At 71.4% G+C, this 26,146-nt stretch carries 23 protein-coding genes; 12 read left to right on the top strand and 11 right to left on the bottom strand.

Annotated features, from left to right (window positions below):
• Window position 1 precedes the first annotated feature (1 nt).
• Window positions 2–1,465: a cytosine permease gene (locus tag ACZ3ZD_RS18480; protein ID WP_467398291.1), complete on the bottom strand. Its 1,464-nt coding sequence runs from the start codon at window positions 1,463–1,465 to the stop codon at window positions 2–4.
• A 155-nt stretch (window positions 1,466–1,620) separates the two neighbouring features.
• On the opposite strand from ACZ3ZD_RS18480, the gene ureA reads away from it, so the two are divergent.
• From ureA to ACZ3ZD_RS18445, 7 genes are all read left to right on the top strand, one after another.
• Entirely contained in the window at window positions 1,621–2,346 is a 726-nt protein-coding gene (ureA, locus tag ACZ3ZD_RS18475; RefSeq protein WP_467398289.1) for an urease subunit gamma, read from the top strand.
• Window positions 2,343–4,067: an urease subunit alpha gene (locus ACZ3ZD_RS18470; protein WP_467398286.1), complete on the top strand. Its 1,725-nt coding sequence runs from the start codon at window positions 2,343–2,345 to the stop codon at window positions 4,065–4,067. The genes ureA and ACZ3ZD_RS18470 overlap by 4 nt, the downstream gene beginning before the upstream one ends.
• Before the next feature lie 11 nt (window positions 4,068–4,078).
• The gene (locus tag ACZ3ZD_RS18465; protein ID WP_467398284.1) at window positions 4,079–5,119 is read left to right on the top strand and encodes an agmatine deiminase family protein; all 1,041 of its coding nucleotides are present in this window, start codon (window positions 4,079–4,081) and stop codon (window positions 5,117–5,119) included.
• 18 nt (window positions 5,120–5,137) lie between these two features.
• Window positions 5,138–5,743 (top strand): TetR/AcrR family transcriptional regulator, encoded by a 606-nt coding sequence (locus tag ACZ3ZD_RS18460; protein WP_467398281.1) that lies wholly within the window; start codon window positions 5,138–5,140, stop codon window positions 5,741–5,743.
• 54 nt (window positions 5,744–5,797) lie between these two features.
• Entirely contained in the window at window positions 5,798–7,120 is a 1,323-nt protein-coding gene (locus ACZ3ZD_RS18455; protein WP_467398279.1) for an MFS transporter, read from the top strand.
• A 285-nt stretch (window positions 7,121–7,405) separates the two neighbouring features.
• A complete protein-coding gene (gene cimA / locus ACZ3ZD_RS18450) occupies window positions 7,406–9,016 on the top strand; it encodes a citramalate synthase (protein ID WP_467398276.1) in 1,611 nt (536 codons plus the stop codon).
• A 14-nt stretch (window positions 9,017–9,030) separates the two neighbouring features.
• A complete protein-coding gene (locus tag ACZ3ZD_RS18445; RefSeq protein ID WP_467398274.1) occupies window positions 9,031–9,456 on the top strand; it encodes a VOC family protein in 426 nt (141 codons plus the stop codon).
• 3 nt (window positions 9,457–9,459) lie between these two features.
• Here ACZ3ZD_RS18445 and ACZ3ZD_RS18440 read toward each other — a convergent pair whose 3' ends face one another.
• Both ACZ3ZD_RS18440 and ACZ3ZD_RS18435 read right to left on the bottom strand, forming a co-directional pair.
• Window positions 9,460–10,062 (bottom strand): GOLPH3/VPS74 family protein, encoded by a 603-nt coding sequence (locus ACZ3ZD_RS18440; protein ID WP_467398271.1) that lies wholly within the window; start codon window positions 10,060–10,062, stop codon window positions 9,460–9,462.
• A gap of 103 nt (window positions 10,063–10,165) precedes the next feature.
• Window positions 10,166–12,031, bottom strand: coding sequence for a ricin-type beta-trefoil lectin domain protein (locus ACZ3ZD_RS18435; protein WP_467398269.1), 1,866 nt, complete (start codon window positions 12,029–12,031; stop codon window positions 10,166–10,168).
• Window positions 12,032–12,205: 174 nt separating this feature from the next.
• Between ACZ3ZD_RS18435 and ACZ3ZD_RS18430 the strand changes: the two genes are divergently transcribed.
• Complete coding sequence (locus ACZ3ZD_RS18430; RefSeq protein WP_467398267.1) at window positions 12,206–13,579, top strand: hypothetical protein; 1,374 nt, start codon at window positions 12,206–12,208, stop codon at window positions 13,577–13,579.
• A gap of 4 nt (window positions 13,580–13,583) precedes the next feature.
• On the opposite strand, the gene ACZ3ZD_RS18425 is transcribed toward ACZ3ZD_RS18430, so the two are convergent.
• Entirely contained in the window at window positions 13,584–14,177 is a 594-nt protein-coding gene (locus tag ACZ3ZD_RS18425) for a YceI family protein (protein WP_467398265.1), read from the bottom strand.
• Between the two features lie 222 nt (window positions 14,178–14,399).
• On the opposite strand from ACZ3ZD_RS18425, the gene ACZ3ZD_RS18420 reads away from it, so the two are divergent.
• From ACZ3ZD_RS18420 to ACZ3ZD_RS18405, 4 genes are all read left to right on the top strand, one after another.
• Window positions 14,400–14,906, top strand: a complete 507-nt coding sequence (locus ACZ3ZD_RS18420; RefSeq protein ID WP_467398262.1) for a hypothetical protein — start codon at window positions 14,400–14,402, stop codon at window positions 14,904–14,906.
• Window positions 14,907–14,918: 12 nt separating this feature from the next.
• Window positions 14,919–17,234 carry a polysaccharide lyase 8 family protein gene (locus ACZ3ZD_RS18415; protein WP_467398259.1) on the top strand — a complete coding sequence of 772 codons (2,316 nt, stop codon included), beginning with the start codon at window positions 14,919–14,921 and terminating at the stop codon, window positions 17,232–17,234.
• Between the two features lie 154 nt (window positions 17,235–17,388).
• Window positions 17,389–18,984, top strand: coding sequence for an acyl-CoA carboxylase subunit beta (locus ACZ3ZD_RS18410; protein ID WP_467398256.1), 1,596 nt, complete (start codon window positions 17,389–17,391; stop codon window positions 18,982–18,984).
• Between the two features lie 35 nt (window positions 18,985–19,019).
• Complete coding sequence (locus ACZ3ZD_RS18405; protein ID WP_467398253.1) at window positions 19,020–19,214, top strand: acyl-CoA carboxylase subunit epsilon; 195 nt, start codon at window positions 19,020–19,022, stop codon at window positions 19,212–19,214.
• A gap of 155 nt (window positions 19,215–19,369) precedes the next feature.
• On the opposite strand, the gene ACZ3ZD_RS18400 is transcribed toward ACZ3ZD_RS18405, so the two are convergent.
• The 7 genes from ACZ3ZD_RS18400 to ACZ3ZD_RS18370 all read right to left on the bottom strand — a co-directional run bounded on the left by ACZ3ZD_RS18400 (window position 19,370) and on the right by ACZ3ZD_RS18370 (window position 26,137).
• On the bottom strand, window positions 19,370–19,951 hold the full coding sequence (locus tag ACZ3ZD_RS18400; protein WP_358636250.1) for a GTP-binding protein: 582 nt from the start codon (window positions 19,949–19,951) through the stop codon (window positions 19,370–19,372).
• A complete protein-coding gene (locus ACZ3ZD_RS18395; RefSeq protein WP_467398250.1) occupies window positions 19,932–20,501 on the bottom strand; it encodes a DUF742 domain-containing protein in 570 nt (189 codons plus the stop codon). The genes ACZ3ZD_RS18400 and ACZ3ZD_RS18395 overlap by 20 nt, the downstream gene beginning before the upstream one ends.
• Window positions 20,502–20,595: 94 nt before the next feature.
• Complete coding sequence (locus tag ACZ3ZD_RS18390) at window positions 20,596–21,009, bottom strand: roadblock/LC7 domain-containing protein (RefSeq protein ID WP_003993185.1); 414 nt, start codon at window positions 21,007–21,009, stop codon at window positions 20,596–20,598.
• A gap of 10 nt (window positions 21,010–21,019) precedes the next feature.
• A complete protein-coding gene (locus tag ACZ3ZD_RS18385) occupies window positions 21,020–24,259 on the bottom strand; it encodes a sensor histidine kinase (protein ID WP_467398248.1) in 3,240 nt (1,079 codons plus the stop codon).
• Window positions 24,260–24,657: 398 nt separating this feature from the next.
• On the bottom strand, window positions 24,658–25,233 hold the full coding sequence (locus ACZ3ZD_RS18380) for a GTP-binding protein (protein ID WP_184970470.1): 576 nt from the start codon (window positions 25,231–25,233) through the stop codon (window positions 24,658–24,660).
• Window positions 25,214–25,612, bottom strand: a complete 399-nt coding sequence (locus ACZ3ZD_RS18375; RefSeq protein ID WP_009190816.1) for a DUF742 domain-containing protein — start codon at window positions 25,610–25,612, stop codon at window positions 25,214–25,216. Before ACZ3ZD_RS18375 ends, ACZ3ZD_RS18380 begins: the two co-directional genes overlap by 20 nt.
• A gap of 111 nt (window positions 25,613–25,723) precedes the next feature.
• Window positions 25,724–26,137 carry a roadblock/LC7 domain-containing protein gene (locus tag ACZ3ZD_RS18370; protein WP_030346561.1) on the bottom strand — a complete coding sequence of 138 codons (414 nt, stop codon included), beginning with the start codon at window positions 26,135–26,137 and terminating at the stop codon, window positions 25,724–25,726.
• Between the last annotated feature and the right edge of the window lie 9 nt (window positions 26,138–26,146).

Below are 26,146 nucleotides of genomic sequence, written 5' to 3'. Positions count from 1 at the left end.
CTCAGCGGGAACTGCGGGACATGCCGTCGACCGTCTGCGGGTCCGTCGCGGCCTGTCCCGCAGTTCCCCGCGCCCCTTCGGGGCGCTCCCCGGCGCGTGTCAGCAGCAGGTACGCCACCGCGCCCACCAGGCCCGACAGCAGGAAGCTGCAGTCCACGCCGCCGGTCAGGGCCAGCAGCGGCCCCTGGTACGACGGCAGGGACACCGCCAGCAGGCCCACGCCCGCGCCGAGCGCCCAGGACGCGGTCGCCCGGACGTTCCAGCCCGCCCGGTACCAGTAGATCCCGCCCCGGGAGCGGCGGTTGAAGACCTGGAGGGCGTCGGCGTCGTAGACCCCGCGGCAGCGGGCGAAGCCGATGAGGGTGACGACCGCCCACGGGGTGCCGACGGCGGTCAGCAGGAGCACGAAGGACGTCATCGCCGACTGCGCGTCCCAGAGGTAGTGGCCGGCGAAGACGCAGGCCGTGGCCACGACGGCCACGGCGCAGGTGGCGCGGGCACGGGAGGCGCGGGGCAGGATCGCGTCCAGGTCCAGGCCCATGGAGTACAGCATCAGCCCCGCGTTGCCGACCGAGCCGGCCGAGGCGGACAGCAGCAGCGGCACCAGGTACCAGCCGGGGGAGGCCGCGACCAGCGGGCCCGCGTAGTCGCCGGCCGCGCCGGCCGCGTACGCAGTGAAGGTGCCGAAGAGCTGGGGGACCAGCAGGCCCAGGACGAGCCCGAGCCAGGTGGCGTGCAGCACGCGGCGCGGGGCGTGGCGGACCGGCGAGATGTAGCGGGTGTAGTCGCCGAGCAGCGTGATGAAGGCGATGGGCCCGGACAGGCCCGCCGCCACCGCCGCCAGGAACCAGGTCGGCCAGAAGGAGCCCAGCAGCAGACCGCCCGCGCCCGGCAGCGCGCCGGTCGTGAAGTGCGGCGCGTAGGCGAGGACGCCGAGCAGCAGCAGGGCCGTCATGCCGATCGCGAGGACGCGGGACATGGCGAGCAGCACCCGGTAGCCGTAGACCGCGCCGGCGACGGTCGCGACGGCGAGCACCGCGTAGACGAGGGCGTACGACACCCCGTCCGCCGGCACCCCGAACAGCCGGCCGAGGACCGTCAGCATCACGTCCCCGCCGATCCACACCGTCAGCGCGGTGTAGCCGAGGGCCAGCAGCAGCCCGACCACCGAGCCGACGAGCCGGCCGCGCACACCGAACTGGGCCCCCGAGGAGGTGGACAGGTTGGTCGCGGTGCGCAGGGAGACCAGCGCGAGCGGGGCCGTGAACAGGGTGCCGGCGACTGTGCCCGCCACGATCGCGCTCACCGACGCCCACCAGCCGAGCCCGAAGGACGGCGGCAGCCAGCCGAAGATGATCACCCCGAGGCAGAGGTTGGAGCCGAGCAGGATCGACACCAGGTCCCGTGGCCCGCTGGTGCGTTCCTCGTCCGGGACGGTGTCGACACCGCGCTGTTCTATCGGCATGGCTGAGTCTCCTTCGACGGCCGCCTCACAGGATTAGAGCGACGTTCAATGTGACCTGAGGCCTGGCTCCGGGTCAATGCTTTCGCGTCGCGCAATCTGTGCTTAGAGTGGTGTTCTAATTCGGGGAAAGCAAGAGGGCAAGGAGGTGCCGGGTCGTGAGACTGACCCCCACGGAGCGTGACCGGCTGCTGCTCTTCGGAGCCGCCGAGCTGGCCCGGGCCCGCCGGGCGCGCGGCCTCCGGCTGAACGTGCCGGAGGCCACCGCGCTGATCGCGGACACCGTCTGCGAAGCGGCCCGTGACGGCAGGCGGCTCGCCGAGGCCATCGACGCGGCCCGCTCGGTGCTCGGCCCCGAGGACGTCCTGCCCGGCGTCGCCGACGTCGTCACCGAGGTGATGGTCGAGGCCGTCTTCGACGACGGCTCCCGGCTCGCGGTCGTCCCCGACCCCATCGGCTGGGGGTCCCCCCGCGCGGCAGGGGGAGGCCTCGGCGAGGACGCCCCGGGCGCCCTGCTCCCCGGCCCGCAGCACGCCGACCCCGCGCCGGCCGTCCGGCTGCGCGTCACCAACACCGCGACCGTGCCGGTCTCCGTCACCTCCCACTTCCACTTCTTCGAGGCCAACCCCCGGCTGGACTTCGACCGCGCCGCCGCCTACGGCATGCGGCTCGCCGTACCCGCCGGCTCCTCCGTCCGCTTCGGCCCGGGCGAGAGCGAGGAGGTCGGGCTCGTACCCATCGGCGGCGAGCGGATCGCGATCGGCTTCGCCGGACTGGTCGACGGGCCGCTGGACGCGCCCGGCGCACGCGAGGAGGCCCTGCGCAGGGCCGCCGCCTGCGGATACCTGGGCACGACGACGAAGGACGGAGACGAGGAACGATGAGCCGCTCGAAGGGACGCGAGGTGAGCCGGTCGATCCACGTCGACCCGCACGCCTACGCGGCCACCCACGGCCCCCGGGCCGGCGACCGCATCCGCCTCGGCGACTCGGGTCTGACCGTCCGCGTCGAGTCCGACTCCCAGAAGTACGGCGACGAGTTCCTCGCCGGCTTCGGCAAGACCGCCCGCGACGGACTGCACCTGAAGGCCGCCGCCGTCCGCGCCACCTGCGACGTCGTGATCAGCAACGTCGTCGTGATCGACGCGGTGCAGGGCATCAGGAAGGTCTCCATCGGCATCCGCGAGGGCCGCATCTGCGCGATCGGCCGCGCCGGCAACCCCGACACCCTCGACGGTGTCGACGTCGTCGTCGGCACCGGCACCTCGATCGTCTCCGGCGAGGGGCTGATCGCCACCGCCGGAGCCGTCGACACCCACGTCCACCTGCTGTCGCCGCGCATCATGGAGGCCTCCCTCGCCTCCGGTGTCACCACGATCATCGGGCAGGAGTTCGGCCCGGTGTGGGGCGTCGGCGTCAACTCGCCCTGGGCGCTGCGCCACGCCTTCAACGCCTTCGACGCCTGGCCGGTCAACATCGGCTTCCTGGGCAGGGGTTCGTCCTCCTCCGACGCCCCGCTCGTCGAGGCGCTGGCCGAGGGCGGCGCGTCCGGCTTCAAGGTGCACGAGGACATGGGCGCCCACACCCGCGCCCTGGACACGGCGCTGCGGGTCGCCGAGGAGCACGACGTCCAGGTGGCCCTGCACAGCGACGGCCTCAACGAGTGCCTGTCGGTCGAGGACACCCTGAAGGTGCTGGAGGGCCGCACGATCCACGCCTTCCACATCGAGGGCTGCGGCGGCGGACACGTGCCCAACGTGCTGAAGATGGCCGGCGTCCCCAACGTCATCGGCTCCTCCACCAACCCCACCCTGCCCTTCGGCCGGGACGCGGTCGCCGAGCACTACGGCATGATCGTCTCCGTCCACGACCTCAAGCCCGACCTGCCCGGCGACGCGGCCATGGCCCGCGACCGCATCCGGGCCGGCACCATGGGCGCCGAGGACGTGCTGCACGACCTGGGCGCGATCGGCATCACCTCCTCCGACGCGCAGGGCATGGGCCGCGCCGGCGAGACGGTCCGCCGTACGTTCGCCATGGCCGGCAAGATGAAGGCCGAGCTGGGCCCGCTCGAAGGCGACGGCGAGGGCGACGACAACGCCCGCGTGCTGCGCTACATGGCCAAGCTGACCATCAACCCGGCCCTCGCGCACGGCCTCGCCCACGAGGTCGGCTCGATCGAGACCGGCAAGCTCGCCGACATCGTGCTGTGGCGCCCGGAGTACTTCGGCGCCAAGCCGCAGCTCGTCCTCAAGTCCGGCTTCCCGGCCTACGGCGTGGTCGGCGACCCCAACGCGGCCACCGACACCTGCGAACCCCTCGTCCTGGGACCGCAGTTCGGGGCGTACGGCGCCACGGCCGCCGACCTCTCGGTGGCGTTCGTCGCCCGGGCCGCCGTCGACCAGGGGGGCGACACCCTGCCGACCCGACGCAGAAGGGTCGCCGTGCGCGGCACCCGGGGCATCGGCCCCGCCGACCTGCGGCTCAACGCCCGTATCGGGGCGGTCGACGTCGACCGGCGCACCGGCCTGGTCACCCTCGACGGCGAACCGCTGCGCTCCGAGCCCGCCGACTCCGTCTCCCTCAACCGCCTCTACTTCCTCTAAGGACCCGCGACATGACCACCCCCGCAGCGGACGGCTTCCGGATGCCCGCCGAGTGGACCCCGCACGAGCGCACCTGGATGGCGTGGCCCGGCCCCAACCCCACCTTCGCCGACCCGGACGAGCTCCGCCTCTCGCGCACGGCCTGGGCGTCGGTGGCCCGTGCCGTCCGCCGCTTCGAACCGGTGACGGTGGTGTGCGGCCCCGGCCAGTCGCGGGACGCCCGGGCGCTGCTCGGCCCGGGCATCGACACCGTCGAGCGGGACCTGGACGACGCCTGGATGCGGGACATCGGCCCCACCTTCGTCACCGACGGCAAGGGCCGGCTGGCCGCCGTGGACTGGACGTTCAACGGCTGGGGCGCCCAGGACTGGGCCCGCTGGGAGCACGACGCGAAGATCGCCGCGTACGTCTCCGACCTCGTGGGCGCGCAGACGTACGCCTCGCCGCTGGTCAACGAGGGCGGCGCGATCCACGTCGACGGCGAGGGCACCGTGCTGCTCACCGAGACCGTGCAGCTCGGCCCCGAGCGCAACCCGCACTGGTCGAAGGCGGAGGTCGAGGCCGAGATCCACGCCCACCTCGGCACCCGCAAGGCGATCTGGCTGCCGCGCGGCCTGACCGGCGACTACCCCCCGTACGGCTTCGGCACCCTCGGCCACGTCGACATCGTGGCCGCGTTCGCCCGGCCCGGTGTCGTGGTCGCGCACCACCAGCCGGACCCGGCGCACCCCGACCACGAGGTCACCAAGGAGGTCATCGGCCTGCTGAGGTCGGCGACCGACGCCCGGGGCCGCCGCCTGGAGGTCGTGGAGGTGCCCGCGCCGACCGTCCTGGAGGCCGACGGCCACTGGGCCGACTACTCCTACATCAACCACTACCTCTGCAACGGCGGGGTCGTGCTGTGCGGCTTCGACGACCCGCGCGACGAGATCGCCGCCGGGATCTTCCGCCGGCTGTTCCCGGACCGCACGGTGACCCTGGTGGACGCGCGTACGATCTTCGCGGGCGGGGGCGGTATCCACTGCATCACGCAACAGCAGCCGAAGGTCTGACACGTACAGGAGCAGCAGATGGCCGGTGCGGGCCGGGCGCGCAGGAACGCGCCGCCGCGCGAGGAGGTCCTCGCCGCCGCCATGGACATGATCGCCGAGCGCGGTCTGGAGAAGCTCACCATGGCGGCCCTGGGCCGCGAGGTCGGCATGAGCAGCGGCCACCTCCTGTACTACTTCCGCTCCAAGGACGAACTGCTGCTCCGGACCCTGGAGTGGAGCGAGGGCCGGCTGGGCGCGGAACGGGGGCGGCTGCTCACCCGCCCCGGTACCGCCCGGGAGCGGCTGTCCGCCTACGTCGACCTGTACGTTCCCGACGGCCACCGCGACCCGCACTGGACCCTGTGGCTGGAGGTCTGGAACCGCTCGCAGAACGCCGACGACGACGCCCGGGCCCGGCAGGCCGCGATCGAGGGCGCCTGGCACCGGGACCTGGTCGCGCTGATCGCCGAGGGCATCTCCCGGGGGGAGTTCCGCCCGGTCGACGCGGACCGGTTCGCCACGCGGCTGCGGGCCCTGCTCGACGGGTTCTCCATCCATGTGGCGATCGGGCTGCGCGGCACCGACCGGGACCATGTCCTCGCGCACGTCCGGGAGTTCGTCGAGGACGCGCTGACCGTCGGGTAGCCGCCGGCACCGGCGCAGGAATCGATCGTTCCGAGGGCGGGCATGTACCCGCCCATGGGACGACAACACTGGAAGAAGATCTGGGTCGGCTCGGCGGGCAACATGGTCGAGTGGTTCGACTGGTTCGTGTACGCGAGCTTCGCCACGTACTTCGCCGGCGCGTTCTTCCCGAGCGGCAACCCCACCGCCCAGCTGATGAACACCGCCGGCATCTTCGCCGTCGGCTTCTTCATGCGCCCCGTCGGCGGCTGGCTGCTGGGCAGGGTCGGCGACCGCAAGGGCCGCAAGGCCGCGCTGACACTGACCGTGACGCTCATGTCGGCCTCGGCCGTCCTCATCGCCGTCGCCCCCACCTACGGCGTCGCCGGCTACGGCGGCGCGCTCGTCCTGCTCCTCGCCCGGCTGCTCCAGGGCCTGTCCGTGGGCGGCGAGTACGCGGCCAGCGCCACCTACCTGACGGAGGCCTCCGACCCGCGGCGCCGCGGCTTCGCCTCCAGCTTCCAGTACGTGTCCATGACCGCCGGCCAGATCGCCGGTCTCGGCCTGCAGATCGTCCTCCAGCGCACCCTGTCCGACGACGCCCTGCACAGCTACGGCTGGCGCATCCCGTTCGTCGTCGGCGCGCTCGGCGCGGCCGTCGTCTTCTACCTGCGCCGCAGCATGCTGGAGACCGAGGTGTACGAGGAGGACGCCTCGCACGCCGGGGAGCGCGGCACCCTGCGCGCGCTGTGGCAGCACCGGCGGGAGGCGTTCCTGGTCGTCGCCCTCACCATGGGCGGCACGGTGGCCTACTACACGTACACCACCTACCTGACCAAGTACCTGTCCAACTCGGCGGGCCTGTCCAAGGAGACCGCCACCCTGGTCTCCTTCACCGCGCTGATCGTCTTCGCCTGCCTCCAGCCGCTCGCGGGCGCCCTGTCCGACCGCATCGGCCGCCGCCCGCTGCTGATCACCTTCGCCGTCGGCTCGACCGTCCTGACGGTCCCGATCATGACGCTGCTGCGGCACGCGGACGGCTACTGGTCCGCCCTCGGCCTCGCCCTGCTCGCGCTGGTCGTGGTCACCGGCTACACCTCCATCAACGCCTGCGTGAAGGCCGAGCTGTTCCCCACCGGCATCCGCGCGCTCGGCGTCGCCCTGCCGTACGCCGTCGGCAACGCCCTCTTCGGCGGCACCGCCGAGTACGTCGCCCTGTGGTTCAAGAAGGGCGGCATCGAGTCCGGCTTCTACTGGTACGTGGCCGCCTGCGCCGCCGTCTCCCTCGTGGTGTACGTCACCATGCGCGAGACGAAGGACCTCGACCTCGGCCGGGTGCAGGCCGCCCGGGAAGCCGGGACCGGATCACCGGAGTCCACCGTGACGACCGCATCCTGAGACGGGCGGTGAGCCGGGGGCGGTGCTGTGCCAGACTTCCCCCGTGCTCTCGTTCGCCATGATTATGGGCAGCAGGCGCGCCGGTCCGCAGTGACCACCTCGTACGACCAGGTGCGGGTGGCCACCGTCGTCCTCGACCCGCGCGCAGACCTCTCGCACCCGCGAGGGGTTTTTTCGTTTTCCGGCCCACCCCCAGCCGGCGACGAAGCGCGAGGGAGCATGGAGGAACGGTGGAGCCGGTCAATCCGGTAAAGACCGAAGATCCACAACAGGAGCCTTGACACCATGACCGAGACGGCAACCAGCGAGCTCGACGACTCGTTCCACGTCTTCGACACCACGCTGCGCGACGGCGCGCAGCGCGAGGGCATCAACCTCACCGTCGCGGACAAGCTCGCCATCGCCCGGCACCTGGACGACTTCGGCGTGGGTTTCATCGAGGGCGGCTGGCCCGGCGCGAACCCCCGCGACACCGAGTTCTTCGCCCGGGCGCAGGCGGAGATCGACTTCCGTCACGCCCAGCTGGTCGCCTTCGGCGCCACCCGCCGCGCCGGCGCGAAAGCCGCCGAGGACCCGCAGGTCAACGCCCTGCTGGCGTCCGGCGCCCCGGTGATCACGCTGGTTGCCAAGTCGCACGACCGGCACGTGGAGCTGGCGCTGCGCACCACCCTGGACGAGAACCTGGAGATGGTCCGCGACACCGTGTCGTACCTGCGCGAGCAGGGCCGCCGGGTCTTCGTGGACTGCGAGCACTTCTTCGACGGCTACCGCGCCAACCCCGAGTACGCCAAGGCTGTCGTCCGCACGGCCGCCGGGGCCGGCGCCGACGTCGTCATCCTCTGCGACACCAACGGCGGCATGCTCCCCGCCCAGGTGCACGCGGTGGTCGCCACCGTCCTCGCCGACACCGGCGCCCGGCTCGGCATCCACGCCCAGGACGACACCGGCTGCGCGGTCGCCAACACCCTCGCCGCCGTCGACGCGGGCGCCACGCACGTGCAGTGCACGGCCAACGGCTACGGCGAGCGCGTCGGCAACGCCAACCTCTTCCCGGTCGTCGCGGCCCTGGAACTGAAGTACGGCAAGAAGGTGCTGCCCGACGGCAGGCTCCGCGAGACCACCCGGATCTCGCACGCCATCGCCGAGGTCGTCAACCTCACCCCGTCCACCCACCAGCCGTACGTCGGCGTCTCCGCCTTCGCCCACAAGGCCGGCCTGCACGCCTCCGCCATCAAGGTCGACCCCGACCTGTACCAGCACATCGACCCCGAGCTGGTCGGCAACACCATGCGCATGCTGGTCTCCGACATGGCGGGCCGCGCCTCCATCGAGCTGAAGGGCAAGGAACTCGGCATCGACCTCGGCGGCGACCGCGAACTGGTCGGCCGCGTGGTCGAGCGCGTCAAGGAGCGCGAGCTCAAGGGCTACACGTACGAGGCCGCCGACGCCTCCTTCGAGCTGCTGCTGCGCGCCGAGGTCGAGGGCCGCCCGCTGAAGTACTTCGACGTGGAGTCCTGGCGGGCCATCGTCGAGGACCGCCCCGACGGCACCCACGCCAACGAGGCCACCGTCAAGCTGTGGGCCAAGAGCGAGCGGATCGTCGCCACCGCCGAGGGCAACGGCCCGGTCAACGCCCTGGACCGCGCCCTGCGCGTGGCGCTGGAAAAGATCTACCCGCAGCTCGCCAAGCTGGACCTGGTCGACTACAAGGTCCGCATCCTGGAGGGCAAGCACGGCACCTCCTCCACCACCCGGGTACTCATCTCCACCTCCGACGGCTCCGGCGAGTGGTCCACGGTCGGCGTCGCCGAGAACGTCATCGCCGCGTCCTGGCAGGCCCTGGAGGACGCGTACACGTACGGGCTGCTGCGGGCGGGCGTGGAACCGGCCGAGTAGGCCACAGTGGAGGCATGAACGCACACACGAGCGACGTGCTGTCCGGGGCCAGGGTCGCGACCCGGCTGCCGGCGCGGGACCTGGACCGGGCCCGCCGCTTCTACGCCGAGAAGCTGGGTCTGCACCCCGTGGACGAGCGGCCCGGCGGGCTGCTGTACCGCTGCTCGGGCGCGGACTTCGTCGTGTTCCGCTCGACGGGGTCCTCGCCCGGCACGTTCACCCAGATGGGCTTCGAAGTGGCCGACATCCAGGCGGCCGTGACGGAGCTGCGCCGCCGGGGCGTCGTCTTCGAGGAGGTCGACGCGCCCGGCTTCCACACCCAAGACGGCATCGCCGAGATCGAGGGCAACTACCCGAGCAAGGGCGCACGCGGGGAGTGGGGCGCCTGGTTCCGGGACAGCGAGGGAAACCTGCTGGGTATCGGCCAGCTGATCCTGTGACGCTCAGGGCGCCCGCCAGATGTTGTCGAAGGCCACGTTCTCGATGCGCCGCCGCTCGCGCACGGCCTCCAGCTCGGTCACCGCGTCGCCGACCGCCAGCAGCACCGTGACGACCGCCTCCTCGCCGGGCTCGGGCGGTGCCGGCCGGTCGTCCGGGATGCCCAGCGTGGAGGCCAGGGCCGCCAGGACCGGCTCGTGGGACCACCAGCGGTCGGCCGCCTGCCGGCGGGCCGGGGTGTCGGCCCCCGGGTCCTCCCGGTCGCGCAGCGCGAGCCAGCGCCGGCGCTTCCCGGTGAGCTGCCCCTCGTCCTCCAGGACGTCCCGGTAGGCCGTGGCCAGCCCCTGCCCGCGCCGCCACAGCCAGTCCTCGACCGTCTCGTACGGCTCCGTGCGGACCAGCGCGGCCCCCGCCTCGTCCAGCATCCGGTCACCGGTGGTCAGCACCGGCCCCGGCACGATCCGCCCGTCCGCCAGGGTCAGTGCCCGGGCGCCGAGGAGGTCGATCAGCTCGGCCCCGGCGAGCGCCAGGGACAGGTCGCCCTGCTCGACGGGCTGCTCACCGGGGACGTCGAGGCTGACGAGGAAGAGATCGCGTGGTGTGGTCATACCTCCACCATTGCCCGGTGGCGCCCGATCCGCACCACGCCACACCGCCCCCGTGGGGCACGCGCCCGCGCGAGCCGCTCGAACGCGTGCCGTAGGTCCCGTCCTACCGCAGGGCCCACTTCTGGTTGGCGGCCCCCGTGCACGTCCAGATCTGGGCCCGGGCCCCGTTCGCCGACGAGTTGTCCGTGACGTCCAGGCACTTGTCCGCCGCCGTGTTCACCACGTCACCCGTGGCCGCGTTGTACGACCACCGCTGGGCGCCGGTCCCGTTGCAGTCGTACAGCTGCGCCTTGGCGCCGTTCGCGGTCGAACCGTCCGTCACGTCCAGGCACTTGCCGAGCGCCCGGACGGACCCGTCGGCCTGTGCGGTCCACTGCTGGGCCGCGCTGCCGTTGCAGTCGTAGAGCTGCACCGCCGTACCGTTGGCGCTCGAACCGCCCGCCACGTCCAGGCACTTGCCGGCGAGTCCCACGAAGGCGCCCGCGCCGCCACCACCGCCGGACTGGGTGCCGGACCAGGTGAAGGTGGCCGAGGTCCTGCCGGGCAGCGAGTAAGTGGCGTGTTCACCACCCCAGTTGATGGTGACCGTCTTCGCCGAGGTGGAGTCGTTGTAGGCGATCAGCGCCTTGCCGCCGTCCGGGTTGCGCCAGGCGACGTTCGGCAGCGAGGCGGAGGCGGTGGAGGCGATGCGCTGGGCGCCGGGGCGGACGAACTTGGTGAGGTGGCCCATGTCGTAGTACTCGACGGTGTAGTCCACGGTCCCGCTCGCTCCGTCACCGTCGTGCACGGTGACCAGCCCGGTGCAGGTGCCGCACCCACCGTTGTGCGGACCGCCGTTCTGGTCCACGGCCAGCGACCACTTGGTCACCGACTTCGCCCAGTTGCGGGTGTAGTCGATGATGTTGGACATGTCCTCGCGCTGCTGGTCGGCGATCCAGGTGCCGCCGGAGTGCTCGGTGCCGAAGGCGTCCAGCGTCGGGTACCGGTCGTGCACGGACGTCTGCTCGGCGACGTCACCGCCGTACCCGTGCCAGGCGATCCCGCCGAAGTTCGGGTGGTTGCGGATCGCCGGGTCGTCGACGGACTGGGCGGCGTAGGAGTCGTACGTGTCCCAGTTCCAGTCGTGCGCCAGGACCTTCGTGGTCAGGCCCGCCGACTGCAACCGCGGCAGCAGGTCGTTCTTGAGGAAGTACTGGATGCCGCTCGCGTTCCAGCTCATCGACGGGTAGCCGGAACAGCAGGTCGGCTCGTTCTGCGCGGTGACGTAGGAGACGTCGACTCCCTGGTCCCTGTACCCCTGGAGGTACTTCACGAAGTAGGAGGCGTACGCCCCGTAGTCCTCCGCCTTCAGCCAGCCGCCGTTGAGCGAGTCGCTGTCCTTCATCCAGGCCGGCGCCGTCCACGGCGAGGCCATCACCGTCAGCGCCGGGTTCAGCTGGAGCGCCTGCCTGGTCAGCGGGATCACGTCCGCCTGGTCGTGCGCGAGGGAGAACCTCGCCAGCGACGGGTCGCTCTGCCCGGCGGGCACGTCGTCGTACGTGTAGCCGTACCGCGCCAGGTCCGAGGCGCCCATCGGGTTGCGCAGGAACGACAGGCCGATGCCGTCCGTCGGCGAGAACAGCTTGCGCATGGTCGCGTCCCGGGTCGCCGGGGACAGCGCCCCGCTGCTGTTCATCAGCCACGCGGCGGTGTCCGTGAAGGACGCGCCGCCGCCGGTGAACGTCTGGTAGCGGGTGTTCTCGTCCACGTTGATGTTCTCGCCGCCACCGCCCGTCCCGGCCTCGAAGGCGAACGGCGCCTGCGGCTGGAGGCCGCGCACGACATGCCGGCCGGCGGAGTCGTCGGTGGTGGTGAGCCAGGCGGTGACCTGCTCACCGGCCGCGTGCGCGGGGGGTACGGCCACACTGACACCGGCGGCGGAGAGCAGTCCGGCGAGCAGCAGCCGGACCGCGCGGGGGGTTCTCCTCATAGCGGTCGCCCTTCCAGGCAATGGTTAACTCATGGCGTGAGCTAAGGCATGAGTGAACCACGGGCGTCCGGGGAGGTCCATGCGGAGGACGGCCTTGTTCTCCTCCGGCCGGGCACGACGGCAGGAGAACCGAGGGAATGACCGAGTTGGAGAGGTTTCAGGTAGTTTCAAGGTATGAAGGCCGTCCCGCGGACCCGTAGCCACCCCGCCCCGCTCCTGGCCGTCCTGGTCGTCCTCGCCGTCCTGGCCCTGACGTCGGCGACCCTCTGGGCGCCCGGGGCGAGCGCCGACACCAGCGTCTCCACGGTCGCCCGGGCCCTGCGCCAGAGCCCGGTCTACGTCGACCCGGCGGCCCGCGGCCAGCTGTCCTCGGCGGACGCCGACGCGCTCGCCACCCGGATCAGGGACGCCGACAAACCCCTGTTCATCGCCGTCCTCCCGGCCGGATACCCCACCGCGAACCTCTTCGCCGACCTGCGCTCGGCGACCGGCGTCACCGGCCTGTACGGCATCCGGCTCGGCGACCGCTTCGACGCCCGCGCCGACTCCTCCGTCCTGTCGGCCACCGCCCGGCAGAACCTGGTCCGCAGCGTCCAGGGCGAGGACGCCAGGTCCCAGCTGGCCGACTTCACCGACCGCGCCCTGGCCAACATGGGCGGCCGTGCACCGCGCAGCTGGGGCGGCTCGGCCGGCGGCGGGGGCGTGTCCAGCACGGCGCTGATCACGACGGCCGCCGTCCTGGTGATCGGCGGCGTGGGCGCGTACACGCTGGTCCGCCGCGGCCGCAGGCGTCACGAGCAGGAACAGCGGGCGGCCCTGGAGCGGCTGCGGGTGGTCGTGGACGAGGACATCACCGCGTTCGGCGAGGAGCTCGACCGCCTCGACTTCGACCCGTCGGAACCGGGCGCCGACGACGCCATGCGCGCCGACTACGAGCGGGCCCTGGACGCCTACGAGACCGCCAAACAGCGGATGGCCGCGGCCCGGGGACCGGAGGACGTCCGGCCGGTCACCGAGGCGCTGGAGGACGGCCGCTTCTCCCTCGCCCAACTGGCCGCCCGCCGCGAACACCGCCCGCTGCCGGAACGCCGGCCCCCGTGCTTCTTCGATCCCCGGCACGGCCCCTCGGTCGCCGACGCCACCTGGACCCCGCCCGCCGGCGCCCCCCGCCAGGTCCCCGTCTGCGCGGCCGACGCCACCCGCCTGGCCGACGGCCGCGACCCCGTCGTCCGCGAGGTCGACACCGACTACGGCCGCCGCCCCTACTGGGACGCCGGCCCCGCCTACGGCCCCTGGGCCGGCGGCTACTTCGGCGGCGGCCTCCTGCCCGGCCTCCTCGTCGGCACCCTGCTCGGCAGCGTGATGGCCACCCCCTCGTACGCCGCCGACTACGGCACCGGGTACGGCGACTTCGGCGGCGGCGGTTACGAGGGCGGCGACGTCTCCGGCACCGACTTCGACCCCGGCGACTTCGGCGGCGGCTTCGGCGACGGGGGCGGCTTCGGCGGCGGCGGCGACAGCGGAGGGGACTTCGGCGGCGGCTTCTGAACGGTCACTGCTTGACGGCCGAGACGTCGAAGACCAGCCTGATCTTGTCGGAGACCAGAACGCCCCCCGTCTCCAGGGCCGCGTTCCAGGTCAGGCCCCACTCCGAGCGGAGGATCTCGGCCCTGCCCTCGAAGCCGACGCGTTCGTTGCCGAAGGGGTCCTGGGCGGAACCGTTGAACTCCAGGTCGATGGTGAGCGGCTTGGTGACGCCGAGGAGGGAGAGGTCGCCGGTGATGCGGTACTCGCCGGCGCCGAGGGCCTCCGCCTTGGTGGAGCGGAAGGTCATCGTCGGGAACTCGTCGGTCCTGAAGAAGTCGGAGGACTTCAGGTGCGCGTCGCGGTCGGCGTTGCCGGTGTCGATGCTCGCCATCCGGACGTCGATCGTGGCCGTGGACCTGGAGGGGTCGGCGCCGTCCAGGTGCAGCGTGCCGGTGAAGTCCTGGAAGCCGCCCTTGACGTTGGTGACCATGGCGTGCCGGGCGACGAAACCGATCGAGCTGTGGGCCGGGTCGATCGTGTAGTCGCCGGTCAGCGAGGTCAGGTCCGGGCCGGCGGTGCGGGTGGCGTCGGTGGTGTCCTTGCGGCTGAAGATGCCCATGGCGTGCTCCTCGGGTGTTGGTTGAACGTTAAACGAACCCTCGGATCCGAAGGTAGACCCATTCGGTTCAGGTTTCAACGTCATCCGTAACGTGTCTCCACTCTCACCCACAGTCACCTTGCGCGCCCCCTGGCGCACCCCCGCCCACTCGGGCACCATCTGCCTGCACCCCCCACCCGAACCCTGCGCCCCCGCTCCCCGCCCCCCGCAGGAAGGTTCCCCATGAAGCCGCTGAAGCTCCGTGCGATGCTCACCGCGCTCGCCCTCGTCGTCGCCCCCGGTGCCGCCGTTCTCGGTACCGCGGCCGACGCCTTCGCCGTCAGCAAGATCAGCCATGCCACCGCCACCCAGATGTTCCGCGACGTCGGCATCACCTGGTCGTCCTCCGGCAACTGCTCCGACCGCAACAACTCCACCTGCACGTCCTTCGACCAGCTCAACCTCGCCACCGCCCAGGGCGCCCAGACCCTCAAGCGGGCCAGTGGCTGCGCGCTCAACATCACCGGCGGTACCGAGACCGGCCACGCCTCGGGCACGTACTCGCACTGGAACGGCTACAAGCTCGACTACGGCAAGAACACGTGCGTGACGTCGTACATCAAGAACGACTTCACCTACATCGGCCTCCGTGGCGACGGCGCCCCGCAGTACCAGTCGGGCTCCGGCAACATCTACGCCGACGAGGGCAGCCACTGGGACGTCCTCTACTACAACTGCGGCGGCTGCTGAGGGCGTTGCCCCATGGGCATGACCCGACGCGCGCTGCTGCTGGCCGCCGCCCTCGCCGCCGCCCCGGCACCCGCCGCCCGGGCGGCGGACGACCCGTACGACACCCTGCGCCGCCGCTGGCTCGGCATCTCCCTGGGGACGGGATACGACCCGGCCGCCGAGCCGTACGCCTCCCGGCTCGCCCGACTCGGGGCGCAGGCACGGGAGTTCCAGGCGAGCATGGTCCCCGGCCCCACCTCGCTGTGGCCGGGGCACCCCTTCGACCCGCCGTCCGGCATCACCTTCGGCTACGGCCGGCTGTGGACCATGACCCAGGCGTACGTCCAGACCGGCACCGGCGCCACCGGCGACCCCGCCCTCCTCGCCGACGTCCTGCGCGGGCTCGACCACCTCTCCGCCACCGTCTACCACCCCGCCACCACCCCCTACGGCAACTGGTGGGAGTGGCAGATCGGCAGCCCCCGGCTGCTCATGGACATCACGGCCGCCCTGTACGAGCGGCTCGGCCGGGACCGGATCACGGCGGCCTGCGCGGCCCTCGACCACTTCGTCCCGGACACCGTGCTCACCGACTACTCCGGCACCTCCACCGGCGCCAACCGCGTCGACCAGTGCCGCTCGGTGGCCCTGCGCGGCATCCTCGGCCGGAGCCCGCGGAAGATCGCCCTCGCCCGCGACGCCCTCTCGCCCGTCTTCCCGTACGTCACGAAGGGCGACGGCCTCTACGCCGACGGCTCCTTCGTCCAGCACACCTGGGTCGCCTACTCGGGCACCTACGGCCAGGTCTTGCTGGACGGCCTGGGGCGGCTGTTCGCGCTGCTCGCCGGATCGGCCTGGGAGGTCACCGATCCCGCCCGGCGGCACGTCCTGGACGGTGTCGAGCACGCCTACGCGCCCCTGATCCACGACGGACTGGTGATGGACTGCGTCAACGGCCGTGCCGTCAGCCGGGGTTACCTGCGCTCCGACGACCTGCACGTCCTGCGCGGCGACCACTGCCACGGGCACGCCCTGATCGCCGCCATCGCCCTCCTCGCGACCGGCGCCGGCGAGACCGAGCCCGAGACCGAGCGCGAGCGCTGGTACGGGCTGGTCAAAGGGTGGATCGAACGGGACACCTGGGAACCGATCCTGACGGACCGCCAGTTCGGCGTCGCCGATCTGGCCCGACTGCACGCCGTCGCCGCCTCGCCCACCCCTGCCGCCCCGGAGCCACTCGGCCACCGGCTCTTCCCGGCCATGGACCGCGCCGTCCACCGCACCCCCCGGTTCACCGCCGCCCTCGCCATGGCCAGCGACCGCATCGCCCACTACGAGTGCGGCAACGGCGAGAACCCGCGCGGCTGGCACACCGGGTCCGGCATGCTCTCCTGGTGGCCGCGGGGCCGCACCGACCAGTACACCGACTGGTACTGGCCCACCGTCGACCCGTACCGGCTGCCCGGCACCACCGTCTCGACCAGGCGGCTCCCCGACCGGGCCGGCGGCGAGTGGGGCGCGCCCAAACCGGACGTGCGCTGGGTCGGCGGGACCACCGACGGCACCTACGCGGCGGTCGGCCAGCACCTCAAGGGCCTCGGCTCCACCCTCCAGGCCCGCAAGTCCTGGTTCTTCCTCGACGACGCCGTGGTCTGCCTCGGTGCCGGGATCAGCTGCGCCGACGGCGTGCCCGTCGAGACCGTCGTGGACAACCGCAACCTGGGCGAGAACGGCACCCAGACCTTCGTCCACGCCCCGCGATGGGCCCATCTGGCGGGGCACGGCGGCTGGATCCTGCCGTGCGGGGGCGAGCTGCGCACCCTGCGCGAGGACCGCGCCGGCGCCTGGTCCGACATCAACACCACCAGCACCGACGAGCGGCGCACCCGGCGCTGGCAGACCCTCTGGCTCGACCACGGCACCGACCCGGCGGACGCCCGCTACGTCTACGTCCTGCTGCCCGGCGCCTCCCTCCGGCAGACCGCCGCCCGGGCCGCCGACCGGCGCCGGCTGTCCGTCCTCGCCAACGACACCACCGTTCAGGCCGTCGCCGTACCCCGGCTGGGCCTGACCGCGTGGAACTTCTGGGCGGCCGGTACGGTGGGGGGCCTGACCGCCTCGGCCGGCGCGAGCGTGCTCGTCGTGCGGCGGGGCCGTACGGCCACCTTCCACATCAGCGAGCCGCCCCGGGGCGGAGCCCCGCTGGAACTGGTCTGGAACCATCCGGTGCGCGCGGTGATCCGGGCCGACGACAGCGTGGAGGTCCGGACGGCTGACCGCCGTCCGAGGTTCCTTGTCACTCCGGGGATGGCATGTGCCACCCACGAATGTGAGGTGGCTCTCAGGTGACGTCTTTGTCGCTCCCCTACAACGCGCCGGCCTCCTGAGCAGTCGGAACGGCTGCATGCCGCCGAGGTTCTGTTCACTGGTACCAGGAAAACGGGCCGGAGACTGTACAGAGTCGACGGCTCGCTTTTCTTCGTGTCCTTCGTAAGGTCGCTACATGACCGTTTTGGAAGAGACGACGGGTGAGTCGACCGGCGAGCCGACGGACGCACGCGGACGGGTCGCCGAACTGCACGAGATCCGTGCCCGGGCCGTGGCCGGCCCGAGCGAGAAGGCGACCGAGGCGCAGCACGCCAAGGGCAAGCTGACGGCACGGGAGCGGATCGAGCTGCTCCTGGACCCCGGGTCCTTCCAGGAGGTCGAGCAGCTGCGCCGGCACCGGGCGACCGGTTTCGGCCTGGAGGCGAAGAAGCCGTACACCGACGGTGTCATCACCGGCTGGGGCACGGTGGAGGGCCGTACGGTCTTCGTCTACGCCCACGACTTCCGGATCTTCGGCGGGGCGCTGGGCGAGGCCCACGCCACCAAGATCCACAAGATCATGGACATGGCCATCGCGGCCGGGGCCCCGCTGGTGTCGCTGAACGACGGTGCGGGCGCCCGGATCCAGGAGGGCGTCTCGGCCCTCGCCGGCTACGGCGGCATCTTCCAGCGCAACACCAGGGCGTCCGGTGTCATCCCGCAGATCTCGGTGATGCTCGGCCCGTGCGCGGGCGGCGCGGCCTACAGCCCCGCCCTCACGGACTTCGTCTTCATGGTCCGCGAGACCTCCCAGATGTTCATCACCGGCCCCGACGTGGTCAAGGCCGTGACGGGCGAGGAGATCACCCAGAACGGCCTGGGCGGCGCCGACGTCCACGCGGAAACCTCCGGCGTCTGCCACTTCGCGTACGACGACGAGGAGACCTGCATCGCCGAGGTGCGCTACCTCCTCTCGCTGCTCCCGCAGAACAACCGCGAGAACCCCCCGCGGGTCGAGTGCACGGACCCGGTCGAGCGCCGCGGCGACGCGCTGCTGGACCTGGTCCCGGCCGACGGCAACCGGCCGTACGACATGGCCAAGGTCATCGAGGAGATCGTCGACGACGGCGACTACCTGGAGGTCCACGAGCGCTGGGCGCGCAACATCATCTGCGCCCTGGCCCGGCTGGACGGCCAGGTCGTCGGCATCATCGCCAACCAGCCGCAGGTGCTGGCGGGCGTGCTCGACATCGAGGCCTCGGAAAAAGCTGCGCGTTTTGTCCAGATGTGTGACGCTTTCAATATCCCGATCGTCACCTTCCTGGACGTCCCCGGGTTCCTCCCCGGTGTCGACCAGGAGCACGGCGGAATCATCCGCCACGGCGCGAAGCTGCTGTACGCCTACTGCAACGCGACCGTGCCGAGGATTTCGCTCATCCTGCGCAAGGCGTACGGAGGTGCCTACATCGTCATGGACTCCCAGTCGATCGGCGCCGACCTCACCTACGCCTGGCCGACGAACGAGATCGCCGTCATGGGCGCGGAGGGCGCGGCGAACGTCATCTTCCGCCGGCAGATCGCCGACGCCCAGGACCCCGAGGCCATGCGGCAGAAGATGGTCAAGGAGTACAAGGCCGAGCTGATGCACCCGTACTACGCGGCCGAGCGGGGCCTCGTCGACGACGTCATCGACCCCGCCGAGACCCGCGAGGTGCTCGTGAAGTCCCTGGCGATGCTGCACACCAAGCACGCCGACCTGCCTTCCCGCAAGCACGGCAACCCCCCGCAGTAACCCGGCGGACACTTCCCTCACGGAGACTGACACCCATGAGCACTCCTGACATCCGCGTCGAGAAGGGCCACGCCGAGCCCGAGGAGGTCGCCGCCATCACGGCCATCCTCATGGCCCGCGCCGCCGCCCGCACCGAGCCGTCGGCCCAGACCCACCGGGGCCGCGCCAAGGCGGGCTGGCGCCGCCTGGAGCGCGAGCCCGGCTTCCGCGCCCCGCACAGCTGGCACTGAGACCCGCGTGCACCCACGGCCCCGCCACCCCCTTGGGGGAGGCGGGGCCGTGGCGTACCCGGGAAGCGTGAACCCCGCACCCGTGGGCACGACGAACGGGTACGGCGAAGGGGCCCCCTCCGACGGAGAGGGCCCCTCGGCTCGGCGGGCAGCGGCTAGCGCAGGCGGGCCATCAGGGCGTGTTCCACCAGCGTGATCAGTGCGGACTTGGCGTCCGCGCGGTGCCGGGCGTCCGTCGTGATGATCGGGGTGTCGGGCCCGATCTGGAGCGCCTCCCGCACCTCCTCCGGGGCGTAGGGCTGCTGGCCGTCGAAGCCGTTGAGGGCGATGACGAACGGAAGGCCGCTGTTCTCGAAGTAGTCGACCGCGGGGAAGCAGTCGGCGAGGCGGCGGGTGTCGACCAGGACGATCGCGCCGATGGCGCCGCGGACCAGGTCGTCCCACATGAACCAGAAGCGGTCCTGGCCGGGGGTGCCGAACAGGTACAGGATCAGGTCCTGGTCCAGGGTGATGCGGCCGAAGTCCATGGCCACCGTGGTGGTGGTCTTGTCCCCGGTGTGGGTGAGGTCGTCGATGCCGGCCGAAGCGGACGTCATGACGGCCTCTGTGCGCAGCGGGTTGATCTCCGAGACGGCGCCGACGAACGTGGTCTTGCCCACGCCGAAGCCGCCCGCCACCACGATCTTCGCGGAGGTGGTGGAGCGGGAAGGACCGCCGCTAGAGCTTGCGAAGTCCACTGAGCACCCTTTCGAGCAGTGTCACGTCTGGCTGGCCACCGGCGTTCTCGTCGCCGCCGGGCTGATGGATGGCGACCAGGCCCGCCTCCGCCAAGTCGGCGACGAGAATCCTGGCCACGCCGAGGGGGATCGTCAGCAGGGCCGAGACCTCGGCCACCGACTTGATCTCCCGGCACAGGTTGCAGATCCGCTGATGCTCGGGCAGCTGGCCCTGCATCTGGTGCGGAGCGGCGGTGGTGTGCACCAGTGCCTCGATGGCGAGCTGGTAGCGCGGGCGGGTCCGGCCGCCGGTCATGGCGTACGGCCGCACCAAGGGGTTGTTGGACGCCGTGGCGGGGGCCGGCTCGGGGCGGCGCTGCGGCTGGACCGGCTGGATCCGGGGGGCCGGAGGCTGGTCGTACGGCGACGGTCCGGGGCCCTGCGGGGCGTACGGCTGCCGACGGCTGGGTGCGGAGGGGAAGTTGTACGGGTTCGCCGGTCCGTCGCCCTGGCCCTGGGCAGGGCCGTACGACCAGTTGCCCGAAGACGAACCGCCTGGGGGTGTTGCCACTTTCTCCTCCTCCGACTGCGCCGGGCACCCATCCGTGTGGAGCCGCGTCCCGAAACCTTACGGCCCCGGGACGCGAATACGCACCGTCCGATAATTAGTTGAGAAGGCTTCCCTGGAGCTCCGCACGGAGATCCGGGGTGAGGACCGTGCCCGCGCGGTCCACCAGAAGGGCCATCTCGTACCCGATGAGACCGATGTCCGCCTCCGGGTGGGCCAGCACCGCGAGTGACGAACCGTCGGATACGGACATGATGAAGAGGAATCCCCTCTCCATCTCCACAACCGTCTGGTTCACGGCGCCTCCCTCGAAGATCCGGGAGGCGCCCGCCGTCAGGGACGTCAGACCGGATGCGACGGCCGCGAGCTGGTCGGCGCGGTCGCGGGGGAACCCTTCGGACATCGCCAGAAGGAGTCCGTCGGCGGAGACCACCACCGTGTGGGACACCCCCGGGGTGTTGTCCACGAAGTTGGTGATCAACCAGTTCAGGTTCTGTGCCGCCTGGCTCATCGGGCTCACACTAACGCTCCTGGTTGTAGGTGCTGTCAGGACCACTGTGGTGATTACTGGTGGCCTGGCCGTTCGTTTCACTGCCTGCGCTGCGCCCGCGCTGGACACCCCGGCGCAGGTTGCTCAGCCTGCCCCGGACGTCCTCCGGGGCGCGGGAGACCTGTGGGCCTCCCTGGGGGGTGGTTTCGGCGGAACCCTCGACCAGGTTGGCCTTGGGCACCCGCCGCGGCAGACCGGAGGCGGTGACCCCGCCTGCCTTGGGCTTGCGGAGCTGTGCGGCCTGCTGCCACCGCTCGTCGTTCGCCGAACGCCAGCTGCTGTCGCCGCTCGCCCCCGGCGCGTTGCCTGGCGCGGGAGCCGGCGCTTCCCGCTGCGCACGCGCCGAGCCGTTCGCGGAACCGGCGCCGTGGGAACCGCTCGCGGGGGACCCCCCGCGGCGGGGCAGCCCGGCGTCGGTCAGCGCGTGTGCGGCGGGGGAGGCCGTTCCCGGACGGTCGAAGCCTACGCCGTTCCGCTCACTCGCGTCAGCGGCCTGCGTGGATTCCGCTTCCGGAGCGTACTGGGCCGGATAGCCGTTCTGGTAGCCGTCCTGTCCGGGCCAGTCGTCCTGGTAGGCGGGCGCCTGGGCAGGCTCCGCATACGGGGACGAGGGCTCCGGGTAGCCGCCGTCGCGGCCGTAACCGTCGTGCTGCGCGTGCTCGTCGTTCGGCGTGTAGTACTGCTCGTCGTACGACTGCTCGTACCGCTGCTCGTACGACGCCTGCTGCTGCTCCTCGTAGGCCGGCGCCTCGTAGGAATGCTGGGGCTGCTCGTCGTACGCCGGCCGCGGCTGCTCCTGGTACGCGGGCGCCTCGTAGGACTGCTGCGGCTGCCCCTCGTACGCCTGCTGCTCCCCGGGCTGGCCGTGGGTCTGGGCCTCCAGGGCGGCGCGGCGCTCCTCGCGCATCAGCGAGCGGCCGACCGGGTCCAGGTCACGGATGTCGTCGGGGACCTCCGTGTACCGGCTGTCGTCGAAGCCCAGCTCGGCGGCGGTGCGCAGCGGCTGCTGCTGGTGCTGGCCGAAGCTCTCACCCTGGAACTGCTGCTCCGGGATGATCTGCGAGACGGTGAACTCCTCGCGGTCCAGCGGGGCTTCGCCGCCACCGCCGTGCGTGATCGCGTCCGGCAGCATGACCAGCGAGGTGGTGCCGGCCTGCTCGCCCGAGGGGCGCAGCTGGACCCGGATGCCGTGCCGGTCGGACAGCCGGCCGACCACGAACAGGCCCATGCGCTGGGAGATCGCGGCGTCCACGGTCGGCGGGTTGGCCAGCTTGTGGTTGATGTCCGCGAAGTCCTCGGCGGTCAGACCGATGCCCTTGTCGTGGATCTCGATCATGACGCGGCCGTCGGGCAGCCGGGTCGCGGTGACACGGACCTTGGTCTGCGGGGAGGAGAACGTGGTGGCGTTCTCCAGCAGCTCGGCCAGCAGGTGCACGAGGTCGGTGACCGCGCGGCCGTGGATCTCGGCCTCCGGTACGCCGGACAGCTCGATGCGCTCGTACTGCTCCACCTCGGAGGAGGCGGCGCGCAGCACGTCGACCAGCGGGACCGGCTGGTCCCAGCGGCGGCCGGGCTCCTCGCCGGCGAGGACCAGCAGGTTCTCGCCGTTGCGGCGCATACGGGTCGCCAGGTGGTCCAGCTTGAAGAGGTTCTCCAGCTGGTCCGGGTCGGCCTCGTTGTTCTCCAGGTCGGTGATCAGGGTCAGCTGGCCCTCGATCAGCGACTGGTTGCGGCGCGACAGGTTGGTGAAGATCGCGTTGATGTTGCCCCGCAGCAGTGCCTGCTCGGCGGCGAGCCGGACCGCCTCGCGGTGGACCTGGTCGAAGGCGCGGGCGACCTCGCCGATCTCGTCCTTCGTGGTGATCGGGATCGGCACGACCCGGGTGTCGACCCGACCGGGGTCGGTACGGGAGAGCTGGTCGACCAGCATCGGCAGCCGCTGCTCGGCGATGCCGAAGGCGGCGTTGCGCAGCTGGCGCATCGAACGGCTCATCTGGCGGGCCACGGCACCGGCCAGGATGAAGGCGAGCAGCAGGGCGACCACGACGACGGCACCGGTGATGAACGCCGAGGTCCTGGCGTCGTCGGCGATGCTGGAGGCCTCGTTCACGGCCTTGTCGGCCATGTCCGACTCGATCTGGCGGTACACCTTGTACTTCAGCGTGTTGACCGCCCACCAGTTCTCGGCGGTGACGCCCTCGACGGCCAGCTGGTCACGGGTGAGGGTGGTGGTGTCCTTCATGGTGGCCAGGTCGGTCACCATCCGCGTCGGGTCGGACGGCGGGGGGACGTACTTCGGGTTGCTCGCCTTGGCCTTCTGGGCCATGCCCGCGGCGTCGGACTTGATCTTTTCCTCGAGGTCGCTCAGCTTCTGCGCGTCGGCCTCGGTGCCACCGCCGATGTACTCCTCCCGCGCGATGCGCTCCAGGTAGGCGTACGAGGACAGGGAGACCCGCTGGGTGGCCAGGTTCGGGGCGTCCGGGCCGGGTTTGACCAGCAGGTGCGTGCCGATCGCCCGCTCCAGGGACAGCGCGGCCTTGGTCAGCGAGATGGCGTAGACGGTACGGCCGTAGGAGGTGATGTTTCCGGTGCCCAGACCGAGTTCGTTGGCGAACTCCATCAGCGGGTGGCTGATCTGGACGTAGCCCTCTTCGGTCTGTACGCCGGTCATCCTGGAGGTGTACGCGGCCTGCCGCAGCGTGGCCAGCTTGGGCTCGGCCTCGCGGAACAGCTTCAGCCGGCGCTGCAGACCGGAGTCGGACGGCATGCTCTTGGCCGCCTCGGTGAAGCCGGCGGCGGCCTGGTCGGTGGCCTTGCGGGCGTTGTCGACCGTCTGCTTGCTGGTGGTGTCCTTCTTGTTCAGCAGCAGCGGGGCCGCCGTGACGTCACGCTCGCTCTCCAGCGCGTCGGCGTAGGTCAGCGCGGCGCGGACCAGACGGGCGGTGTTCTCGGCGTCGCGGGCCTGCTGCCAGGTGTCGATCGAGCTCTTCACCTGGAAGCCGCCCATGACCAGGCCGACCGCCACGGGTATGAGCAGGATCGCGTTCAGCCGGGTCGGCACGCGCCAGTTGCGCGGGGAGAAACGGCCGCCGCTGGGCGCGGGAGTGGCCGCCGGTTCCGCTCCGGGAACGGGGGTGGGCGCCGCAGCGCGCGGCGGCGGGGTGAAGTTGCCCCGCGCCGACGGCTCGGGACCGTTCTTGCTTCGCCTCACTCGACCAACAACCTCTCGGCGGTCGGCACCTACGTCGTGCCGCAGTCTCTCAGAGCCCGGTTCGCCATCGACCACCAGTGCGTACTCGGTACGTACTCAGTACGTCTTTGACCATTGGGCAGTTCAGGCATTCCAGCACGTGGACCAGTGCACTTCCAAACAGCGGAAAGCAGCGGAGTACGCCGTTGTAAGTGCCAGATAAAAGGGGCATAAAGAGCGAGCCCCGGCAAATGGCGGGGCGTTCGTGCGCACAGCGGCACCACGCGACCGCGTCGCGTGGTGATGCCGGGGGATTCCTCTGCCGAACTGTTATGAACGCCGGAGCCGACCGTGTCAAAGGCCACAGCCGGCTCCGTTCCCCTTACGACAACCGCCGCAAGGCACGTCGTACTCGAGTGCTACTTCAGCCGCGCCATCAGGGCGTGTTCCACCAGCGTGATCAGTGCGGACTTGGCGTCCGCGCGGTGCCGGGCGTCCGTCGTGATGATCGGGGTGTCCGGGCCGATCTGGAGCGCCTCCCGCACCTCCTCCGGGGCGTAGGGCTGCTGACCGTCGAAGCCGTTGAGGGCGACGACGAACGGAAGGCCGCTGTTCTCGAAGTAGTCGACCGCGGGGAAGCAGTCGGCGAGCCGGCGGGTGTCGACCAGGACCACCGCGCCGATGGCGCCGCGGACCAGGTCGTCCCACATGAACCAGAAGCGGTCCTGGCCGGGGGTGCCGAACAGGTACAGGATCAGGTCCTGGTCCAGGGTGATGCGGCCGAAGTCCATGGCCACCGTGGTGGTGGTCTTGTCCCCGGTGTGGGTGAGGTCGTCGATGCCGGCCGAAGCGGACGTCATGACGGCCTCGGTGCGCAGCGGGTTGATCTCCGAGACGGCGCCGACGAACGTGGTCTTGCCCACGCCGAAGCCGCCCGCCACCACGATCTTCGCGGAGGTGGTGGCCCGACCCGCGTCAGAGCTTGCGAAGTCCACTGAGCACCCTTTCGAGCAGCGTCACATCCGGAGCGCCGCCGTTGTTCTCGTCGCCACCCGGCTGGTGGATGGCGACCAGGCCGGCCTCGGCGAGGTCGGCCACCAGGATCCGGGCCACACCCAGGGGCATGGCCAGCAGCGCCGAGACCTCCGCGACCGACTTGACCTCGCGGCACAGGTGGCAGATGCGCTGGTGCTCCGGGAGGAGCCCCATGAGGGCTGCCGGGTCGGCCGTGGTGCTGATCAGCGCCTCGATGGCGAGCTGGTAGCGGGGCCTGGTCCGGCCGCCGGTCATGGCGTAGGGCCTCACCAGCGGCTGGTCGCCCTCGTCCCCGTACGGCTCCGCGTACGGATCATGATGGGCGGTGGGCGGGGTCATGAATCCTCCGGGCGGGACAGCAAGTCGGTCAGTCAAGCCGTCTGACGGGGCCGGTGGGGGGATTGTGGCGGCCGGACGGTGTTTTCGTGAGGTGGATGGTGCCGGGGGCGGTCAGTGGAGCAGACTGCCCTGGAGTTCGGCGCGCAGATCCGGGGTGAGTACCGCACCCGCGCGGTCGACGAGCAGTGCCATCTCGTAGCCGACGAGACCGATGTCCGCATCGGGATGGGCCAGCACCGCGAGGGACGACCCGTCCGAGATGGACATCAGGAAGAGGAAGCCGCGCTCCATCTCGACGACCGTCTGCGCCACCGTGCCGCCCTCGAAGATCCGGGACGCCCCGGCGGTCAACGAGGTCAGCCCGGACGCGACGGCCGCCAACTGGTCGGCGCGGTCCCGCGGGAAACCTTCGGACATCGCCAGCAGAAGGCCGTCGGCGGAGACCACCACCGTGTGCGACACCCCGGGGGTGTTGTCCACGAAGTTGGTGATCAACCAGTTCAGGTTCTGTGCCGCCTGGCTCATCGGACTCAA

It is taken from the genome of Streptomyces sp. NPDC023481, from assembly GCF_055560195.1.
This window is presented reverse-complemented; position numbering and strand designations above follow the sequence as displayed.